The organism is Anaerobacillus sp. QJM3NY_17, from assembly GCF_056173665.1.
This window is the reverse complement of record NZ_CM149685.1, coordinates 25,636-45,129: the sequence shown is the minus strand read 5'-3', so window position 1 is coordinate 45,129 and position 19,494 is coordinate 25,636. Positions and strand designations below refer to the sequence as shown.

At 35.2% G+C, this 19,494-nt stretch carries 20 protein-coding genes and 1 tRNA gene; 6 read left to right on the top strand and 15 right to left on the bottom strand.

From position 1 onward, the window contains the following. The first annotated feature begins 3 nt into the window (after positions 1-3). From AC0VYV_RS00205 to AC0VYV_RS00190, 4 genes are all read left to right on the top strand, one after another. Positions 4-183 carry a hypothetical protein gene (locus AC0VYV_RS00205; protein ID WP_475374354.1) on the top strand — a complete coding sequence of 60 codons (180 nt, stop codon included), beginning with the start codon at positions 4-6 and terminating at the stop codon, positions 181-183. Then, complete coding sequence (locus tag AC0VYV_RS00200) at positions 180-1,583, top strand: recombinase family protein (protein WP_475374353.1); 1,404 nt, start codon at positions 180-182, stop codon at positions 1,581-1,583. The genes AC0VYV_RS00205 and AC0VYV_RS00200 overlap by 4 nt, the downstream gene beginning before the upstream one ends. Then, positions 1,567-3,063 (top strand): recombinase family protein, encoded by a 1,497-nt coding sequence (locus tag AC0VYV_RS00195; RefSeq protein WP_475374352.1) that lies wholly within the window; start codon positions 1,567-1,569, stop codon positions 3,061-3,063. The genes AC0VYV_RS00200 and AC0VYV_RS00195 overlap by 17 nt, the downstream gene beginning before the upstream one ends. 318 nt (positions 3,064-3,381) lie before the next feature. Continuing rightward, on the top strand, positions 3,382-4,536 hold the full coding sequence (locus AC0VYV_RS00190) for a tyrosine-type recombinase/integrase (protein WP_475374351.1): 1,155 nt from the start codon (positions 3,382-3,384) through the stop codon (positions 4,534-4,536). Positions 4,537-4,620: 84 nt separating this feature from the next. On the opposite strand, the gene AC0VYV_RS00185 is transcribed toward AC0VYV_RS00190, so the two are convergent. The 10 genes from AC0VYV_RS00185 to AC0VYV_RS00140 form a co-directional block, all read right to left on the bottom strand. Continuing rightward, positions 4,621-5,583 (bottom strand): DUF6615 family protein, encoded by a 963-nt coding sequence (locus tag AC0VYV_RS00185; protein WP_475374350.1) that lies wholly within the window; start codon positions 5,581-5,583, stop codon positions 4,621-4,623. Positions 5,584-5,813: 230 nt separating this feature from the next. Next, on the bottom strand, positions 5,814-6,605 hold the full coding sequence (locus AC0VYV_RS00180) for a hypothetical protein (RefSeq protein WP_475374349.1): 792 nt from the start codon (positions 6,603-6,605) through the stop codon (positions 5,814-5,816). A gap of 197 nt (positions 6,606-6,802) precedes the next feature. Beyond that, positions 6,803-6,925, bottom strand: a complete 123-nt coding sequence (locus AC0VYV_RS00175; protein WP_475374348.1) for a hypothetical protein — start codon at positions 6,923-6,925, stop codon at positions 6,803-6,805. Between the two features lie 408 nt (positions 6,926-7,333). Then, positions 7,334-9,010 (bottom strand): restriction endonuclease, encoded by a 1,677-nt coding sequence (locus tag AC0VYV_RS00170; protein WP_475374347.1) that lies wholly within the window; start codon positions 9,008-9,010, stop codon positions 7,334-7,336. 345 nt (positions 9,011-9,355) lie between these two features. Further along, the gene (locus AC0VYV_RS00165) at positions 9,356-10,054 is read right to left on the bottom strand and encodes a Type 1 glutamine amidotransferase-like domain-containing protein (RefSeq protein WP_475374346.1); all 699 of its coding nucleotides are present in this window, start codon (positions 10,052-10,054) and stop codon (positions 9,356-9,358) included. Positions 10,055-10,194: 140 nt separating this feature from the next. Further along, positions 10,195-10,404 carry a hypothetical protein gene (locus tag AC0VYV_RS00160; RefSeq protein ID WP_475374345.1) on the bottom strand — a complete coding sequence of 70 codons (210 nt, stop codon included), beginning with the start codon at positions 10,402-10,404 and terminating at the stop codon, positions 10,195-10,197. Between the two features lie 576 nt (positions 10,405-10,980). Next, positions 10,981-11,328, bottom strand: a complete 348-nt coding sequence (locus AC0VYV_RS00155; protein WP_475374344.1) for a nuclear transport factor 2 family protein — start codon at positions 11,326-11,328, stop codon at positions 10,981-10,983. A gap of 57 nt (positions 11,329-11,385) precedes the next feature. Further along, the gene (locus AC0VYV_RS00150; RefSeq protein WP_475374343.1) at positions 11,386-11,823 is read right to left on the bottom strand and encodes a YhfM domain-containing protein; all 438 of its coding nucleotides are present in this window, start codon (positions 11,821-11,823) and stop codon (positions 11,386-11,388) included. Positions 11,824-11,890: 67 nt separating this feature from the next. Continuing rightward, positions 11,891-12,232 (bottom strand): ASCH domain-containing protein, encoded by a 342-nt coding sequence (locus AC0VYV_RS00145; protein WP_475374342.1) that lies wholly within the window; start codon positions 12,230-12,232, stop codon positions 11,891-11,893. A 382-nt stretch (positions 12,233-12,614) separates the two neighbouring features. Then, a complete protein-coding gene (locus tag AC0VYV_RS00140) occupies positions 12,615-13,115 on the bottom strand; it encodes a GNAT family N-acetyltransferase (protein WP_475374870.1) in 501 nt (166 codons plus the stop codon). A 210-nt stretch (positions 13,116-13,325) separates the two neighbouring features. Between AC0VYV_RS00140 and AC0VYV_RS00135 the strand changes: the two genes are divergently transcribed. Both AC0VYV_RS00135 and AC0VYV_RS00130 read left to right on the top strand, forming a co-directional pair. Continuing rightward, positions 13,326-13,820, top strand: a complete 495-nt coding sequence (locus tag AC0VYV_RS00135) for a hypothetical protein (RefSeq protein WP_475374341.1) — start codon at positions 13,326-13,328, stop codon at positions 13,818-13,820. 879 nt (positions 13,821-14,699) lie between these two features. Beyond that, the gene (locus AC0VYV_RS00130) at positions 14,700-14,897 is read left to right on the top strand and encodes a hypothetical protein (protein WP_475374340.1); all 198 of its coding nucleotides are present in this window, start codon (positions 14,700-14,702) and stop codon (positions 14,895-14,897) included. Positions 14,898-15,381: 484 nt separating this feature from the next. Here AC0VYV_RS00130 and AC0VYV_RS00125 read toward each other — a convergent pair. From AC0VYV_RS00125 to hppD, 5 genes are all read right to left on the bottom strand, one after another. Next, positions 15,382-15,457, bottom strand: a tRNA-Arg gene (locus tag AC0VYV_RS00125). Between the two features lie 106 nt (positions 15,458-15,563). Next, positions 15,564-16,721: a homogentisate 1,2-dioxygenase gene (locus tag AC0VYV_RS00120; protein WP_475374339.1), complete on the bottom strand. Its 1,158-nt coding sequence runs from the start codon at positions 16,719-16,721 to the stop codon at positions 15,564-15,566. Then, positions 16,684-17,613, bottom strand: coding sequence for a fumarylacetoacetate hydrolase family protein (locus tag AC0VYV_RS00115; RefSeq protein ID WP_475374338.1), 930 nt, complete (start codon positions 17,611-17,613; stop codon positions 16,684-16,686). The genes AC0VYV_RS00120 and AC0VYV_RS00115 overlap by 38 nt, the downstream gene beginning before the upstream one ends. Positions 17,614-17,618: 5 nt before the next feature. Continuing rightward, on the bottom strand, positions 17,619-18,248 hold the full coding sequence (locus tag AC0VYV_RS00110; RefSeq protein WP_430243119.1) for a flavin reductase family protein: 630 nt from the start codon (positions 18,246-18,248) through the stop codon (positions 17,619-17,621). Positions 18,249-18,290: 42 nt separating this feature from the next. Continuing rightward, positions 18,291-19,397 carry a 4-hydroxyphenylpyruvate dioxygenase gene (gene hppD / locus AC0VYV_RS00105; RefSeq protein WP_475367432.1) on the bottom strand — a complete coding sequence of 369 codons (1,107 nt, stop codon included), beginning with the start codon at positions 19,395-19,397 and terminating at the stop codon, positions 18,291-18,293. Positions 19,398-19,494: the final 97 nt, after the last annotated feature.

Sequence of the window (19,494 nt, the reverse complement as noted above, 5' to 3'; positions counted from 1 at the left end):
CCATTGGAAAAGAAATTGAGAGTTGTAAAAGTATCATACAGCGAAGAGCTTCCTGAAGAATCACAACGTTGGATGCTCTACTTGCTAGAAGGTATGATCATCTCCCAACTCGACGCATCTCCACAAATTAAAGGAGAATTACTAAAAGCATCGGATGAGTACAGAAAGGGTTTTTTAAAATGAATTCAGCTAAACACATATTCAGTAACATTGCAAAATTCATCCTTCTCTACACAAGGGTGAGTACAGATTCTCAAGATAAAAAAATGCAAGTATCAGCTGCTCAGAGGTATTTAGAGCAGTTTAATAAAGATAGAATTCTCGAATTACATGATGACGGTGTGTCTGCAACAAAAAGCAAAATAGAAGAACGACCTGAACTAAATAAGTTACTAACACTTGTTAAAGAAAATAAAATCGAAACATTGGTTGTTTATCATCGAGATAGACTTGCTCGAAATACATATCAGTATTTAGAAATTGCAAAAATACTTATTGATTATAATGTGAAAGTTATTTTCACTGCTTCCAATCAACCGCCTTTTACATATGATCTTGATACTGAGAGCATTTTTGCACTTATGAGCCAGGTAGAAGGTGCTCAAATTACAACGCGGACTGCTGATGCACGCATGCAATTTCCTTCAAGACTTTTTGGCTATAACCCTGAGGGAGAAAAAGGAAAGAAGATATACAGAATTGACCAACCTAAAAAGGAAATTGTAGTAGAACTTTTCAATAAAGCTCTTGCTGCACAATCACCGAACGATCTTTATACAACTATAAAATCCTTTAAGAAAAAGTATAAAAAGAAAGAAGAGACTGTTTTGAGAATATTATTTAATCCATTTTATTGTGGTCACTACTATTCTCAAGAACAATATCAGCCACTCTCTCATGTAGAGCCAATGATTAATCTCGATACTTTTCTAAGGGTTCAAGAAAGAATTACAGATTATAAAAACATCCTTGTTGAGGCTGAAGCCAGACATACCCGCAATAAATTATTAGATGTGAAATGTTCAGTATGTAAATCGTCGTTAAATTATAAGGAAGATATCGATAACTTAGGCTTGGGGATCTTTTCTTGTAGAAACCACAAAGATATTTTCATTGAATCAGATGAATTAAACCTCTTAGTGGAAGACATTGTTCAGGAATGCATAAGAAAGTTTGATGATTCTATTATTACTAAATGCTTCATGAAGAGTATTAATAAGCAGGCAAAAGCTATCAAAATGGAAGAAAAGTCAATTACCACTCAGATGTTAGCAAAAAAATATTCCTATACCCTAAACCCTTCAGGCAAGGATGGTCGTAAAACCCTAAAAGAGTTAAAAAAACTAGAAACCGACTACCTTAGACTTATGACTCAGGAAGAAAAGTTAAAGAACCAAAAAATGCAGATTAAACAATTGAAAGAGAGCGCTATTGGAGGGTATATTAGTTCCTTAGAAAAAGGAGATCTTTTAGAGTTAATTCCCATGCTCATTCGTTCAGTTGAAATTAGCACACAGGAGATCAACTTTGACCTTTATTACTGGCAACTATTGGAGGGAATTGATAATGTGCAATACTCTTAACAATGCGATTGGATATCTTAGGATTTCATGTCACAAGCAGTATGAGAACTTATCGTTTGATGTTCAAAAGAGAGAAATACTACATAAAGCTAAAAGAGAAGGTTACGAAATTGTAGCCTGGTGTGAAGATAAAGCTGTGAGTGCATATCAAAAATCTGCAGGTAAACGAGAAGGCTTGGCTAAGGCTGCCAAACATATTATGGAGGATCAAGCTGAAGCAATATTCTTCTATGAAGAGAGCAGGTTAGACAGAACAATTGAATCATTTGTTAAAGAAGTTTATGTGCCATTAAAGGAAAAGAAACCTAATTGTAAGTTCTTTTCAACTCAATCTGAAAATGAATGGGATCCTCATAACGTGATGGTTATTCTTAAATTCATTTTTGCAAATCAAGAATCAAAAATAAAATCAGTTAGAGCTTTCGATCACCAGAAACAATCCATCAGTAAGAATATTCGACCTGGTGGTAAAGCACCATTTGGTTTTGATTTAGTTAATAAGAAATTAGTTCCTAATGAGAATGCATCAGTTGTTCGCTTTATTTTTCATTTATCCAGTTGGGGTTATAGTAATGAAAGAATTACTACCTTGTTAAATGAAGCAAACGCTCCTAGTCCTAATAATAAAGGTTGGCACCATAGCACTGTTGATTCTGTTTTAAACAGAAAGGAAAACATCGGACACCTTACTTGGAATAAAAGAAAACGTAAAACTAATTACATGACAGGGTCTGACCAACAACCAGTTATTAATGAAAATCTACACGAACCGATCGTCTCCCCACTCGTCTGGAACATGGTAGAACAAGTAAGAAAGCTGAAAACCAAACCTAAAATGTTTGATACGCCATTCTTATTTAAAGAAATAATCTTTTGTAGTAAATGTAAATCGCCTCTTATTACGAAAGATGCAACACCTTCGAAGAGCAAAGTGAAATATCTAATCTATCGTTGTACCTCTTGTAAAAAAAGCATCGATGCTAATAAGACAAATGAAACAATAATGACAAGGTTTCAGAGAGAATGGCAGACAGTAATAGAAGATATGGAGCATCACGTTCTTGAACACCTTGGTAATTACAAATCAAAACTTTTAAGTATCCAAGACAAACTCCATCACAAAAAAGACGTAGTGATCTTGAACTCAGAAAATCCTGATATCAAAGATAATGAGCAAGTAAAATTTTACTTCACCGAGATCCTTGAAGATCTTGAACAGCACATTAGGAAAAATAATTCTTTAATTGACCAAATCACTACTTGGCAAACAACTAAAGGATATAAGGAATTTTTCAAAAGGTTTACCAAATTGGACTTGAATTCCTTAAATACAATTCCAATAAGAGTCTTATGTCTTATGTTCTTTGAACGTATCAACTTAAACATGGACGATCTCAAACTAGAAGTTAATTACCGATTAACTCCTTTTCCAATACTTGAAAAAGAAATTGATGCGACGGCAAGCATATTAGAAAGATGAATTTGAGTTAGTTATAAAACCGAAAATGTTAGGAACCTCTAACATGCGAAACAGGTATAAAACCGAATGAGTAAAATGACCAGACAGCAATTTAAACAAATCACACCTTTAAAAAGCCTATTACAACGGCTTTTTAAATAACAAGAGTTCGGTTATATATCTAACTCGGTATCCCGAGACAGTTATATAACCGAGAATTGATTTGATATATACATAACAAGTAGTTATAAAACCGAATAGATTTGTATGATTAACGCCTTAATTGGATATTAATGATCATATTAGTGTCTTTTCATATAATTAAGGAGGCAAATTGGAATGGCAGGAAGTATAGAAAAACGCGGAGAAAATACTTATCGTCTCAGAGTAAGTGCAGGTACGGATTCTAAAGGAAAAAGAATTATTCGTCGTAAAACGATAACTGCTAAAAGTAAAAGGGCAGCAGAAAAGGAATTAGCTAAATTCGTTGCTGAAATAGTTTCAGGCAACTATATAGAAAATCCAAAAAAGACCTTCAAAGAATTCTCTTTGTTTTGGCTAGATACCTATGCCAGGAAGACTCTGAAGAAAAGCACTGTTCATGGTTATGAACAAATGCTCAACAACCGAATCTTTCATGCCATTGGACATATACCGATTGAGAAATTAAAGCCACTACATCTCCAACAGTTTTATTCTAATTTACAGGAAAATGGTGTTCGCCAAGATGGAAAGCCTGGTGGGCTTTCTCACCAAACAATAAAGCATCACCACAACTGTATATCCGCTATTTTACAAGATGCAATGGAGTGGGATGTTATCCCTCAAAACGTAGCAACTAGAGTAAAACCTCCAAAAGTAGAACAAAAAGAAGCAGCATTCTATTCTGAAGAAGAAGCTGCAAACATAATAAAAGAATTAGCCAAAGAAGATTACAAGTACGCCACATTATTTACACTAGCCTTTATGACTGGACTACGTAAAAGTGAACTACTTGGATTAGAATGGTCTCATATTGATTTTGAAAATCAGGAAATCCATGTAAAGCAAACAAGTATGTACCGTTCCGGTGTCGGAATTTATACAGATGTTCCAAAGTCAAAAACTTCTAAGAGAGTTATCTCTATTTCAAATACGGAAGCTTCCTTACTCCTAAATCTAAAGGAACATCAAGAACAACAGAAAGATATCCATGCCGAATTATGGGAAGATCACAACCGATTGTTTACTCAGTGGAACGGAAAGCCGATGCATCCAGGATCAGTAAATAATCAATTCAAAAAGTTTCTAAAGAAAAACAACTTTCCTATCAAGTCTTTTCATACTACTAGGCATACAAATATCACATTGCTCTTAGCAAACAATGTCGATGTTAAAACGGTTATTCAACGTGCCGGACATGCTGATGGTATTATGACGATTAATAGATATGGTCATGCTTTGAAAGCTAAGGATCGAGAAGCCTCGGATAAAATTGAGAGCATATTTAAATAGAAAAAAGAGGATGAATTGTTTTTCATCCTCTTTTTTTCTATGCCTTCTATTCCTCAGAAATTAATGCTTTACTCTTATTAATAACTATACTCTCCTGAAGATATAATTAATTACTGCCTTATATATCTTAATTATTCTACTAATAATGCCTTTATTATCTAATTTTTTATTAATTTTCAAACTTGCTGGAGACAACACAGTTACTACAATATTTTCACAGTTGGGTTCATCTTTTAATGGTCTATTAATCTTTGGTAGTTTAAGTTCAGATTCTTGAACCATCCTATCTATGTATGTAGGTAATTCATTAATTGTTCTTTTATTAATATGTTCTGGAGCTGGAATTTTTGAAGCTGGATACTCTAATTGACCATCTATTTTTCTATCATTATTTTTATGTAGATTATTATATTCATCTAAAATGTCATCCAGATCTAAATCACAAAACAACCGCCACATGAAATCAGAGAAACTAAAAATATCATCAAATTTTTTTGATTTATTACTTCTTGTAGGGTATATATGTTCAGCAAAACAGTAAGTCCAACTTATCGTTTTATTATATTTTATTTTTGAAGTAAACTTTGAATTAGAATTACTAAGATTCTCTTCTTGTATATAATTATAAAATGAGTAAATAGGTATATAGTTATGTCCATATGCATGTTTGAGTAGTTTACTGCATTGGTCATCTATTTCTATATTTTTCCCGTTAATTTCTTTATTATATGGGTGATGTAAAGATTCATACTTGCCAGAATCTACATTTAATTTTTTCGCTTGAACAAGAAACCTAATCCAATACCCATCCTGTATTAAATACCATTCCCAATCGGCGCCATTATCTTTTTCTTTATGAATACTAAACTTTTTAAATTCATATTGTTCCTTTGGCAAACTTCTATATAATTCAAGGAGTATTGTTTCAGTTATTGTTTCTTCACGTGCAAATATTCCACTTTCATAAAAATCCTTCAAATCTTCCCACATTTTAAGTGATAAACGATATATGCTTTCACATATTGTTTGAATTGGATACCCCTCCAAATTTTAATCTTCAGATTACTTAAAGTGATATTTAACGTTCTATTCCTTTCTAAAAACACGTCATTGTGAGCTTTATATAATTTTTTCTACAACGAGCCAAAACGAACAATTGTATAAGGTGAAATCATTAAAAAGAATATAAACCCAAGAAAACCAATTAATAACTATTATTCAAATTCATTCTATTTATACTCTTTAGTAGCTTAGGATTCACCTAGGGTATTTTAAAGTCAAAAGAGCTTTGAAATCAACACTCCTAAAAAAGCCCCTATAACTAATGTTGATAATGCATAGAGCCAATGATCTTTTACTACCTCGTAAACTCCTTGTGGTGTTAACCCATAAGGTTCATACCACCTTGCATTCGTTTTAAGTTTTCCTTCAGCAATTTTCGTTAACAGAGAATGAAAAATATCTACCTTTTTTAATGTAGATTGATGCAATTTTACATACTCTTTATTGTCGAAAGCATCAGCCTCTTCTATACCCTGAAGAAAGTCCTTTTTAGAAATTTTATTCTTATCAACTAATTTTTCTAATCTTGGGTGCCCGATATATCCCATACCATAAACATCTACTAAGAGCCTTGGAAAATCATATTTTCTTAAATCATCTATAATTTGAGGTTTTCCGTTGAGAACAGTAAATCTATTCTCTATAGCTTCAAAACCATAATTTAAATCTCTCATATTCCAATGAACCCATTTGTAATCTTTATGAGTTTTAACAAACTGAAAGAATTGCTCAAGCATCTCTTTTTCTAATTCGTCATAATAAGTTTCTATTTCATTAAATTGTGTCCCATTGATTTCAGCTATTCTATGAATAGAAAAAGACTTTGTTTGTGCTGTACTCAGAAATCTTACAGCTATAGAGGTGATTCTAGGTGTTCTACCATCCTTAATATTATAAAAGCTCTCACACGAGTAATGAATTAGTAAAACATTTTCAGGATTGTTAACTAATTCTTTTAAGGTTTCGATTGCTCGTTTTCTTCTTTTTTTCACATATTTAATACTCATAAAAAGCTCCTCAATATCAATATATTTCAAAATAAAGTGCCGCTATCGAGTCCATTAAGCATTACAGGTATTACTTACAAACAAACTAGTATGTACATATTAGGGAGATTGGTGCTAAAAAAGGGATCTCCGTTCTTAAATGGAGTTCCCTTAATAAATAAAAATAATAGATTCTAGTAGAGTTATTGAAATTATGTTTAATGCTTTGTGTTTTTATGTTTGTTTAGTGTTTTTGCTGCCTGAGATTTTCTAGTTTTAGATTTTGAAGTGGATAGCACTTTTCCAGCCTTACCAACTTTTCCTCCAGAATGCTTTGGCATTTTAACGAACTCCCTTTTAATTAATATATTTAAATTAGCTATTTTTAAAGGCACTAGTTAAATCTAGGAAGCTATGGACTTACTATGGCATTAACGAAGTCTTTTAAGTGAAGATTTTTGAGTGTAGTATCTCAATCTCTATTCGTTATGCACACATTAATTTTTTTAATCCCATAAGTGTGAAGCTTCTTTGATAAAATTGGAAATATCTGATAACTGAATTTTATCATAAGTGATAACGATTGAGAATATGAAACTGTCTAGTGTGAAATTTTTCCTGGCAAAAAAACGTTTTGAGGCATTAGCCACTGACCGTATCTTACGTAATAGGTATGCTTCATTAAACTCCCGATTGTAGAATATACCGATACTAATTAGATTACGTATTTTAATGTAAAGCCTTTAATATCAACTTTGTTCTCTTTCGAAAAGTTGCTTTTTAGCCTCTTTAAGATCAATTTTTGCTTTATGTCCATGTTTTTGAAGGAGATGTAGAAGGTTATTACCATTTAAGAGAGTGATTGGTTTTCCTTTAGCAAACCCATACGCATCAGGTCCATAATCTGCTGTGGAAACGAGTATCCCTTTATTTGCCCCTTCATTTAGGACGGTTCCATATAAATCCCGGACTGCAGAGACACCCACAACGTTTGTGTATCTTTTAGCTTGTATGACGACTTTTCCTCCACGTAATGGATCGGGGTCAAACGCGACGGCATCTACTCCACCATCTTTACTTGCTCTAGTGATTTTCACCTCTCCACCTGATTGATTGAATTCCTTTGAAAATAACTCACGAATTAGATGTTCGAAGTCCTGCCAATCCATGGCTGCTAAGTTATCTGTATCAGTAATGGAATCTGCTATGTCATAAGAAGAGACGAATCGTGGATCTTCACGGTCTATTTTTATGATTGGTGCAATTGGAGATAAACTATGCAATTTACTACTCCCAATACCTTTTAAATTCTTAAAGCAAGTTTTGGGATCTATTTGAGAAAGATTGATACCTGAAAATTCTTCTTTTGTAGTCTGTACTGAAAGAATACACGCATTAACCTCTTGTCCAACTGCTTTATCAATTGACTTTACCCAACCGTTAAAGACAATGGATTCTACTGCATTTATAGCATCAGCCTCAAATACTTCGTGTAATGATCTAAGAGTTATTTGATAGATAAGGTTGTCATATAATTTTTTCTCGGCTGAGGCAGACAGAAATACTTCTTTAAATTCATCTCTGGATTGAAAATATTTAACTTCTTTAAGTGTTGGTATTCTCTCTGGGGATGGAAGTGAGTAATCTATGATTAGGATTTTGTTGGCTGGATTATAATCAATATCAAATTCTTGAGGAAATTCATCAGGGTATTGTGAGTTAGATAATACTAAATCACAGTAATCAATAATAGCAGTAGGGGAAGCATTCAAGTATTTTTCCTTTTGTTCTTTAATTGCTTTGTTCTTTCTCTCTTGTGTTGCCATAAACTTGGTGTTTTCGGTTTTCCATTGATTTAATGTTGTTTTATAATTGTTTAAACTCTCATCATTAATAGTATTTATTCTTTCTTTTTCTATCTCCCAATTTTTTAAATCGGTTTCAAACATGTTTCTCATTTGGTCAATCTTCTTCTGTCTCCAAATACTAAAAACCTTAGCTAATAAATTCAATTTAGGTTTGTACTGTTCTGAACCCTCTATAGGTTTTGTCGGTATATCTAATTTAATAGGTTTTGATGGCTTCTCTTTTTCAAATTCTCTAGTATCTTTTAAAGTTTCCCAATCAATTTTGTCATCGACTTCTAGTGTATGTAGTAAAGTGTTTTCCAGACTTTCTAATATTTTTTCAGCCTCTAGAGTTTTTTCTATTGCTAATTCTTTTTTGGCTTCTTTTTCTCTTACTATTTGATCTCGTTCAGCCTTCTTTTTCTCCGCTTCTTTCTTTTTTCTCCACATATCTTCCCATTGACTCAATTGAGCATTTGCTTTCTGTTCTACGACGTACCGATCTGCCCCTTTTATCATCCTATACTTGTTCAAGCCATCATGTTTAATCTCTATCATGTACATATTTCTGTAAGACATCAATCAATCTCCCCTCATATAAAATTTTCACAGCATACTTTTATTTCCATTTTAACAAATAAAAAAATAAGACACTACTTTTTAGATGGGTTATTTCAAATGATTTTTCATTGTATAATAGAATTCACTATTTAACCTAAAGATTATACCTCGAATTCAAGTCCTCAACCCTGCCCTTTATCTGATAGACTCATAAAAATATAATCCTTTGTGATTCTATTAACGGGTTTACTTCAGAGGTGCAAAACGTGAAATCACATAGCAATTCACACAAAATAGAGCTTGGAGGCACAATGCCATTCCAAGCTTTTTTAATTTTATTATTATGATAAAGCTCCCGATTGTTTAATAATCCCCTAAAAATTTTGTCTCCAGTTCAATTTCATTCACTCTATTTTCGTAATAAACTTTATAAGCCCTTGCATTGGGTCTTGAACTAACGATTTTACTTAGATCATTGTTCACATAATGCAGGGCAACACCATCATCAGTTGCGATACCCGACGTTATTTTCCCTTCAGCAACAAGTTCTTGATAGGAAGGTCTTCTTATTGTTTCCCCATCATAATGAGGACAATTACTACCTTTTAGGAAACCTAAACAATCTAGTGGTTCAAGTTCACCACCAAATGAATCAGTGATACCTTCTTCGAACCAGCAAATGGAACCTGCACTTATACCAGCTAATAAAACCTCTTGTTCCCACGCCTTTCTTAAAATAGTATCTAACCCCCATTCTTTCCACAAGACTAGTAAATTTCTGGTATTGCCACCACCAACATACACTATATCTTTATCTAATATAAAGCTTTCCAAGTCTCTGGTTGGTGGTTTAAATAATGATAGATGGGATGGTTTACAATTTTGCTTTTCAAAGAAGTTATAGAACCTTGATATGTAATTATCTGAATCTCCACTTGCAGTTGGGATGAAACAAATCTTAGGCTTTTCTTTTATTGATTGATTAAGTACATATGTTTCTAACAAAGGATTTTCTGGCTCCATAGAGAATCCTCCGCCTCCTAGAGCAATCACTTGTTTCAACTGTCTACATCCTCTCTTATGTCTAATTCAAAATCATACGCTGTAATTAACTTAAATAAAAAAGAGCGTAATCCTTCTAGATTAACGCCCCCTAAAGTTAAAGAAGGTATAAAACCTTATTTTATTCAGAGTTTTCTAAATTATAATATGCTCTCCAAATATTCACATCTATCAAGTGCTTGCATTTCTGTTTTAAATCCATTTTCAAGTATCTCATCACCATAACATATACACCATTTATTTGAATTATCTACCCATACAACCTTAATCCAATCCCAATGAGAATAACCTTCCTTGTGTTCCATATTACAAAAAAATTTATCCCATTCATCAATATCTAATCTTTTCATAACTAAATTCACCTTCCAATCTTTTATTTTATATATAATAAATATTAGCAAATTTTTAGTTTCATCCTACTTCTATCTTGGGGTTTTTGAGACTATAACCATTAAGAATGCTGAATTAAATCTTCTACTAAACTGCCCTGTTATTACTTAAACAAAAAAGAGCGTAATCCTTCTAGATTAACGCTCCCGATTATGGAAGATATAATAACTATCCCACTTGATGAATGGAGATATGGAGATTAACTATATTATTACTGTTTATAGATGAACCTATAGCCAAGGTAAATAACCAATAATGCTAAAAAAGTAACTATTAAATCATCTATCGATGCACACACTACTCCTCCGACACAGAAAGATGGTTCACTAGGATTTCCGAAGATGAATGATATTAAGCGAATACCTATCCCCTCCTAAAAGAGTGCTTTTATTGGTATATTCGCTTTTCTCAACTAGTATACTTAATCTTTTCAGCAGCAAAGCACTGTAGCCTAGTTCTTCGATAGCCCCCGATTATAGAAAAGGATTAAATTAAAGATGAGTGACTTAACTGACACCTAACCTTCATACTCACACTTATTGAATAATCGTACCTTGGTGAAAATACAATTGCCACCTACCGTCTATATGTTTCCATATTGAACTTCTAAGTGTGTTTCTCTTCCTGGTTCGATCTTCAATAAAGTAAGTTGCTAATACTAGGCCCTGAGCTAATTGCTGTATTTCATAGTTATGTATTGTCATATCCGTTAAAACTACACCAAGTTCAAGACATTCTCTTTTGTTGTACTTAATGCCTGAACTCCCAATCTCCCAAAAATCATCAGCTAATATCTTATCAAGTTCTTGGGCAGAAGACCTTACCTCAAGGTTGATATGGGTTTCTTCTAACTCTCTTAACTGCGCTTTAAGATTATTACTCATGATTCCTCTCCCACTTTATTAGTTTCACTTAAGCTCCCTTTAAAGGAATACTTCAAATCAATCCTCGAACTCGATGTTTGTTAAAAGGGTAGTGTTCTCATGCTTTTCTAGAATGTTTGTTAGATTTTTTATCGTATCTTCTTCCAATCGGTAAGTTTGACTTTCTTTTGGCACAAGACTTTGTATGAACCCTTCTCTATCTTGAGTAATCCATAGATGAAATGATTTATTATTGCTTCCTTCACCAATAAGATCAAAGGTCAATAACGGAGGGGTTTTAATAAACTTTTGGTCATCCAATTCTTTCGCATTAGTGGTAGCGTCAATGAATACTCCTACCTCTTGGTTCTCATCAAACCACTCTACTTCTCGTGGAGATTTTTCATTTACGATCCAATAGCTCGCTTTTACTTTTTCAACATTTTCTAATTCGTTAGTTGAACAGGCGCATAGAGCTATTGAAAGTAGCATCATAATCAATAGATTTTTCTTCATTAATTGCCCTCCTGGTTCTTCCACCAATCCTTTTAGATCAACGCTCCCGTTTGCTTAACAGACATCCTCAAAAATATTTTATTGTAATAGCCAATGTACCCCACTCTTTCTCTTGTTCTGGTGTATATATTTTATAAATACCTTTGAGCATTTCATCCATAGTCCATCCTTCTCCTCCTAAATCTTCAAAAGGAATCTCCTCATGCATTTGCTTAAAGGTATCGTAGTTTCTCAATCCAGTAACCTCAACATTTAAAGACTCGTTTTGTTCAGGTAACTTGATAAATACAATTGTATGACCAACCTTAATCTTTCTTCTCTTATCGTCAAATAACCTTATTTCAACTGTCTTTTCTCCTTCTTTTATTTGGTCAAAATATTTACTGTATAATCCCATTTTGTGTTGCATCCCCATATCCCCTTATTAAATCGTTTATTCCGCAAGCCTGCCCCTCAATCCAAGTAACTCTTTGTATACCTTTAAACTGCCCTGTAATTAAATTAAACAAAAAGGAGCGTAATCCTTTTTAGATTAACGTTCCCTTTAATTAAACAAGGAGTTATCGTATCCCACTGTTAAAATAAAAGGGACAATGAAGATCAAAATACAGTATGTAATAAAACGAACACGAATTCCTTTTTCCCTAGATTCTTTTGCTGACATAATAAAACGGGACATGTTCACCAAAGTTCCTCCTCATCATACCTATAAACCTTACTTAGACCAAATTAGATTGCTAATTCATAATTAAGCAAGTGCTCCTTTTTTCAGAAGACTCGACTTAAGGATCTTAAGGGAACAAAGCCATTAAAATTAAATCCTGGTATCCATTTTCCATCTTCACTCCCTTTATCTTTCTTCCCTCTTCATAAAAGTTCATGTTCCTATACAACTTAATCGCCCCTAAATTATCTTCCATTACTTCAAGGCAAATCTTTTCTATTTCTTGGTTACTCTGAGCCCAGTCGATTAATGTCTCAAGTAAAGCTCGTCCAATTCCATAATTTCGGTATTCAGGTAAGACTGTCATTCCAAAAGACCCTTGATGTTTAATTTTTTCATTATCACCATTTTTAAAATCTATTGCACCAACTAAATTACCATCAACTTCAGCAAGGAACTGGACGTAGTTTGAATTTTGATCATACAGTTCCAGCATTTTTTCAATGTCCTTAATATCTAGTTTTTCCTTATCTTTTACTGTACTCAACATATAAGGAGCATCAACCAATGCTTTTGAAGCATTTTTTACCATTATTTCAGCATCGTTTGTAGTAGCCTCACGAACCATTATAGTTTTATTGCTTTTTGATTTATATGTATATACGCCTTTACTCATAGAATGATAAACTCCTTTTACAAGTTTAAGGAAACGATTTATATTATGGATTCGCTCCCTATTATGGAAGATCTCCTTAAATACGATTCCTCTATGCATTTAATGATAATTCATCTTAACTTAGGTGAAATTAATAACATTACGTTTTGAGAGGATGTAATTATGGTTTCAAAAATATCAGCACTAACTATACCTTTTCTCTTTATTACACTAATAACTTCTTATAACACGTATGCCTATTCAGATAGTTACGAAAGTCGCTCGTGTAATATCAACCAATTAGTAATAAAAGACATTACGAGGAGTTATCCAGAATTAATCCCTTTTCTAAAAGACGACAATTCACTTCGCTATTCGATAGATGATTTACAAAAAGCACTAATAATTGAAGGTACCGAATCCTCACATATTAAATCTTTATTCCCATTGTTTAGTGGTGCTTCACAAGGCGAAAAAATGCTATTGATTGTAGGTGGAATGGAGCCACTACCGCCAAAATATGATAATTCATTTGTGGGATATTTTATTTATAAGGACATCGACGGATCAAACGTCAAGCTAACCCTAAAAAGAGGAACTGCTTCTTGGGATATAGTAAGTAAAGAATTAGAAAGAAGCAAACCTGTATATCTTTCAAAAAAATGCAGAAACAACTAAAAGAATTTATTTAAGGGAGCAATCTTTCTAAAGATACGCTCCCTATAACTTAATGACTCGAAACTGAGTTATTTTTTGTCTTTGAGGCTTTTCATTTCGTTTTCAAGACTCTCTACTTTTTGCTGTAATTCTTTGTTAGGTTCAGTAATTTTTCTCCCTAATATGACTAAAAATCCAATTAGAGCAACTATTCCACCCCCAACAGCAACTACACCAAATATCACAAGGTCAAAGATAACTACCACTCCTAAAAAGTGCTTTAATTTATATACGAATGAGTACAGATATCGTTTCAAATCTGGCTAATATCTTGAAACTGAGCCTTCCACAATCCTGCCCATATCTTGAGCAACTTTCTGACTTCACCTTCAATTTTAATATAAATATCCAATTGTGAAGTTGTTTGAATCCACATTTGAAATCACAGCTTTTTAAAATCTGAATTATTTATTTCAAATTTTTTTATCAGTGTGAATTAGCCTGTGAATTGATATGTGATTTGGTGTGCGAGTCCTCTTTAAAATTGATTTATAGTGTGAATTCTTATATGATTTCGTATGTTTACACCTCTCAAGTAACCCGTTATGATACTATGACTTTGTTCAATATGTGAATGCTCATCACAGTGTATTATTTTGTGGGAATGTTAAAAATATTTTAGAAACCCAAATCAGTACCAATTTTACTAATGCTTAAAACGGCTAAGACAACAGTCTAAATGTACCTCACATCAAGAGAATCATGCAGAACCGGTGCAGTCTCGAAGAGACTACTTGCAGTTCTTTTATTCAAGAATATCCATTACTGTAGATTGTGAACTCCTGCAGTGTAGGACTGCATAAAGACTAAATAAAATCTTTTCATATTGGAGTGAGCGAAATGAATTGGAACAGATTGAAATTGAACCCTCTTTTTTGGTACAAAAAACGAAAGATCCGCAAGTTCTTTGCAGAAAACGAATCAGAAATCATAGAGCAAGGCGTTAAGACGCTCGAAAATGGGGAGAAGTACAGCTATTGTGTTATAAAAGCTGCCAAACCTATACCTCATGCCAAGCCGGGAACCACGAAATTATGAGTGATCCAGCGCAGTTATTGCGAGGAAGTATCATTTTTCAACTTTGAGATGACTCAAGGAGTATTAAGACAGAAGGTATTCTTCGACTGAATTTAGAAGGCAGAGAAAGTGGAGAAACATTAATTAAAATTGAGAACTAAGCAAAAATCTCCCAGTCAAAGATATGCTTGTTCGCATCATGTCGGAGGCTCTGTGAAAGGCTAGCGGTTCAATGGTAGTAGAGATCCGAGAACGTGCTCGTAGAGCGAGAGTAGTCAGGCTAAGCGAATTTCCAAAGTATCGTGTTCAAATCAACTTTAAAAAAGAACAGAGGCATGTGCCACTGTTCTTTTTTAAAAGTCTTTTTTATGTTTATGTGTCTTTAAGTTGGTTCAGTTTGTTATATTTAACTGCAAATCGTGCCCAAATTATGCCCAAATCGTGCCCGATTATATATTTTCCATTTTAGCCAAAATAAAAAAACCTTATAAACTAAGGATTTTAATGGCGACCCCGAGAGGATTCGAACCTCCGACCTGCGGTTTAGGAAACCGTTGCTCTATCCCCTGAGCTACGGGGCCGAATGAATAACATTATACATGAAAATACATAAAAGCAAAAGCATCGTGCAACATAATCATCGCGTGATCAAGTGATCACGCGACTGCCGTTCATTTCCCCAATTCGTTATTCTGTGACCCAGCTTTTCATATAATTCTCATCTTCATATTGCTGAACGTGTTCAATGACCTTAAGTGGTCGGAATGTATCGATCATTACAGCAAGCTCAAGCGTTTCTTTTTTGCCGATGCTTGCCTCAATTTTTCCTGGATGCGGACCGTGTGGGATACCTGAAGGATGAAGGGTAATCGACGCTTCCTCAATACCTTTCCGGCTCATGAAATTCCCCTCAACGTAGTAAAGCACTTCATCACTATCAACGTTGCTATGAAAATAAGGTGCTGGAATGGCGTCTGGATGATAGTCATAGAGCCTTGGCACAAAGGAGCAGACGACAAAATTATGACCTTCAAAGGTTTGATGCACTGGTGGCGGCTGATGCACTCGCCCTGTAATCGGCTCAAAGTCGTTGATATTAAACTTCCATGGATAAAGGTAGCCATCCCAGCCGACAACATCAAGCGGATGATGATCGAACATATGGCGGTGCAACCCCCCACGTGTTTTCGTTACTACTTCAAACGATCCTTTTTTATCAAAAGATAGAAGACGATCTGGCCCGTTGAAATCTCGTTCACAGAATGGACTGTGTTCCATCAGCTGCCCATATTCGTTTCGATATCTCCTCGGAGTCGTAATGGCACTGTTTGCTTCTAAAACCAACCAGCGATTATCCTCCCCTTTTGGAATAACGCGGTAAATGGTTCCAATTGGCATGACAATATAGTCGCCAGCTTCATAAGAGACTTCCCCAAACATCGTCTCGATTTTCCCTGAACCGTGATGAATAAAGAAAAGTTCATCGCCATCCCCATTACGATAAAAGTAATCCATTGTCTTCGTAGGATTCACGATCCCGAGAATCACATCTTCATTCCCTAGGAAATAACATCGATCGACAACTGCATCACCTTTTTTGTCGCACTGTGCTGTTCGGAAATGACGATGGCGAAGAGCGCTTTCTGTCTCATACTCTGGTTCTATATTCTTTAGAAAGGTCGCATCTGTCACTGCTGTTGGAAAATGGTGATGATACAAGATCGATTGAATACCCGAAAATCCTTTCGTTCCCATCACTTGTTCCCTGTATAAGGAACCATCTTCTTTTTTAAACGTTGTATGTCGTTTAGAAGGAACCTCTCCCATTTTTCGATAGTAAACCATACTCTTCCTCCTCCCCCACGACATTTGAAAGCGTGCCAAGGTTCGTAATAGCTAAATCAACTTTATCGCCGGACTGTAGAAAGATACGATCTGTCTGTTCAAGAATACACCCGCTTCCCACCGTGCCTGAACCGAGTACTTCTCCAGGATATAAGGTAACATTGCGGGAGGCCTGTTCAATGATCTCACCAAAGGAATAGTACATATCTTTCGCATTTCCCAAGGAATAACGCTCGCCATTTACGAATGCCTCCATTTGTAAATCAAGCTTCCCATGTTCCATAGGAAGCTCATCAATCGTTACTAGAAAGGGACCGAAGGAAGTAGCAAAATCCTTTCCTTTCGCTGGACCTAGGCCGACTTTCATTTCTTGTGCTTGAAGATCACGCGCACTCCAGTCATTCATAATCATAAAACCGAAAATGTAGTCTTTCGCCTGATTTGCTTTTATGTTGCGCCCTTCTTTTCCAATGACACATGCAATTTCTAATTCATAGTCTAGCTTTTCACATGCTTTAGGTCGTAGAATTACATCCCCTGGTCCTTTGACCGCAAGATGATTTGAAAAATAGAAGACCGGAAGCTCATACCATTCTTGCACAACACCAAGCCCTCTTTTCCCTCGTGCAGTGACCACGTGTTCTTCAAAGGCATAAAAATCTCGGATGCTCAGTGGACGCGGAAGAGGCGCATATAGAGTAACGTTTTCGAGTTCATAATTACCATTTATACATGCTTCAATAAGCGGTTGATAACGCGGGTAGTCGACAATGATCCTCATGAGATCTTCTGGAATAACACCATTAGAAGCCTCATGTAATCCGATAATACGCGAGTCCTTATAAATACCAGCTTGTCTTCTACCCTCTACTTCGAAAGTAACGAACTTCAACGGCCTCAGCTCTTTCCATCAGGAGATGTTTTTCGTCTCAATGTAAATGTATCTGTTATAGATCTCGTATACTCCTGACCCGCTAAACGCCCAACTGGTTGGAGCATCTCCGTATCTATCTTGCCATCTTTATATAACTCATCACGCACGTGAACCATCACAACTTTTCCGATAACGAGACTACCTGAGCCTTCATGCTCACCAAACTCAACGATTTGATCAAGAACACATTCGAGCTGAACGTCACTCTCCTTCACTCTAGGAGGACGAATTAGCTCACTTTCTACTTTTGTAAGTCCAGCCTCCAGAAATTCATCCTTACCTTTTGGAAAAGGCGTAGCACACTCATTCATTTGTTCAGCAATTTTCTCACCAACGATATTGATCACAAACTCCTTTGATTCTTCAATGTTTAAGAGCGTATCTTTCTTATCTCCTGCACCAGCCTTTCGCATCGGAGAAAAGCAAACCATCATAGGATCCGCACATATCCCTGTAAAAAAGCTAAAAGGAGCAAGATTCGTCTCACCGCTCTCATCTATACTGGATACAAATGCGATCGGCCGAGGTAGAATAGATCCAATCAATAATTTATAGGCATCTTTCCATCCCAAAGTATTCGGTTGAACTTTCATGAAAAAGGCAACTCCTTCTTAAAGCAGATTGAAAATAATCTTCTATAAGTTGCCTCTTCGTTCCTGCTCTCGTTCAATCGCTTGGAACAACGCTTTAAAGTTTCCTTCTCCAAATCCTTTCGCACCCTTACGCTGAATAACTTCAATAAATAACGTTGGTCGATCGACAACAGGTTTTGTGAAAATTTGAAGTAAGTACCCTTCGTCATCACGGTCCACTAAAATTTTTAACTCGCGTAGTTTGCTTATCTCTTCATCAATCTCACCTACTCGCTCAGTAAGCGCATCATAATAATCATCTGGTGTTTCAAGAAACTCAACTCCACCCTCACGAAGTTTTGCAACTGTATCAACAATATCATTCGTCAGGACAGCAATATGCTGCACACCAGGACCATTGTAATAATCGAGGTATTCTTGAATTTGTGATTTACGTTTCCCATTTGCAGGCTCATTGATCGGGAATTTAATGCGTCCCCCATTGTGCATCACTTTCGACATTAACGCAGAGTACTCTGTGCTAATGTCTTCATCATCGAAATGAATCATTTGCTTAAAGCCCATCACATTTTCATAGTAAGAAACCCACTCTTCCATTGATTCCACGTTCCCAACGCAGTGGTCGATACCAAGTAACCCCGTTTCCTTTGAAGGGATTTTCCCTTCAAACTCCTTAAACCCAGGAAGAAAAAGCCCGGAGTAGTTTTTTCGTTCAACTAATGTATGAATGGTATCACCATAAGTACCAATAACCGCCATCTTCACTACGCCATGCTCATCTTTATATTCTTTCGGTGGACTTAGTTCAATCGCTCCTCGCTCAGCAGCTTCTTTGTAAGCGTTATCAATATTCTCTACAGTAAGAGCGATATCCTTAACGCCATCTCCGTGCAATTTGACAAACTCCGCAATTGGGTGATCATTCGACAGTGCACCTGATAAAACGAGACGAATGTTATTTTGCTGCAGCACATAAGATACTTTTTCACGATCCCCTGTTTCAAGCCCTGAATAAGCTACCGGCGTAAATCCAAACGCCTTACAAAAATAGTGACTAGCCTGTTTCGCATTTCCAACATAAATCTCCAAATAATCCACATCACGCACCGGGAAAAAATCAGCCGTTTCCTGTTGATTTTGATTCATCATTTGCTCCTGCACAATCATCCCTCCAAATATAGTTTGTCACTCAGCTTAAACGTATAGTTTTTTTCCAAACATTTCAAGAACATATGCTAAAGCCATA

What these genes read in the sequence shown, in the direction of transcription:
- AC0VYV_RS00195 (WP_475374352.1), top strand. Translation starts at nt 1,567, where the DNA reads ATGTGCAATACTCTTAACAATGCGATTGGATATCTTAGGATTTCATGT.
- AC0VYV_RS00135 (WP_475374341.1), top strand. Translation starts at nt 13,326, where the DNA reads ATGGTTTCAAAAATATCAGCACTAACTATACCTTTTCTCTTTATTACA.
- AC0VYV_RS00110 (WP_430243119.1), bottom strand. Translation starts at nt 18,248, where the DNA reads ATGAAAGTTCAACCGAATACTTTGGGATGGAAAGATGCCTATAAATTA.
- AC0VYV_RS00150 (WP_475374343.1), bottom strand. Translation starts at nt 11,823, where the DNA reads ATGAAGAAAAATCTATTGATTATGATGCTACTTTCAATAGCTCTATGC.
- AC0VYV_RS00130 (WP_475374340.1), top strand. Translation starts at nt 14,700, where the DNA reads ATGAATTGGAACAGATTGAAATTGAACCCTCTTTTTTGGTACAAAAAA.
- AC0VYV_RS00140 (WP_475374870.1), bottom strand. Translation starts at nt 13,115, where the DNA reads ATGGTTCGTGAGGCTACTACAAACGATGCTGAAATAATGGTAAAAAAT.
- AC0VYV_RS00120 (WP_475374339.1), bottom strand. Translation starts at nt 16,721, where the DNA reads ATGGTTTACTATCGAAAAATGGGAGAGGTTCCTTCTAAACGACATACA.
- hppD (WP_475367432.1), bottom strand. Translation starts at nt 19,397, where the DNA reads ATGATGAATCAAAATCAACAGGAAACGGCTGATTTTTTCCCGGTGCGT.
- AC0VYV_RS00180 (WP_475374349.1), bottom strand. Translation starts at nt 6,605, where the DNA reads ATGAGTATTAAATATGTGAAAAAAAGAAGAAAACGAGCAATCGAAACC.
- AC0VYV_RS00155 (WP_475374344.1), bottom strand. Translation starts at nt 11,328, where the DNA reads ATGAGTAATAATCTTAAAGCGCAGTTAAGAGAGTTAGAAGAAACCCAT.
- AC0VYV_RS00145 (WP_475374342.1), bottom strand. Translation starts at nt 12,232, where the DNA reads ATGCAACACAAAATGGGATTATACAGTAAATATTTTGACCAAATAAAA.
- AC0VYV_RS00200 (WP_475374353.1), top strand. Translation starts at nt 180, where the DNA reads ATGAATTCAGCTAAACACATATTCAGTAACATTGCAAAATTCATCCTT.
- AC0VYV_RS00190 (WP_475374351.1), top strand. Translation starts at nt 3,382, where the DNA reads ATGGCAGGAAGTATAGAAAAACGCGGAGAAAATACTTATCGTCTCAGA.
- AC0VYV_RS00170 (WP_475374347.1), bottom strand. Translation starts at nt 9,010, where the DNA reads ATGTCTTACAGAAATATGTACATGATAGAGATTAAACATGATGGCTTG.
- AC0VYV_RS00175 (WP_475374348.1), bottom strand. Translation starts at nt 6,925, where the DNA reads ATGCCAAAGCATTCTGGAGGAAAAGTTGGTAAGGCTGGAAAAGTGCTA.
- AC0VYV_RS00160 (WP_475374345.1), bottom strand. Translation starts at nt 10,404, where the DNA reads ATGAAAAGATTAGATATTGATGAATGGGATAAATTTTTTTGTAATATG.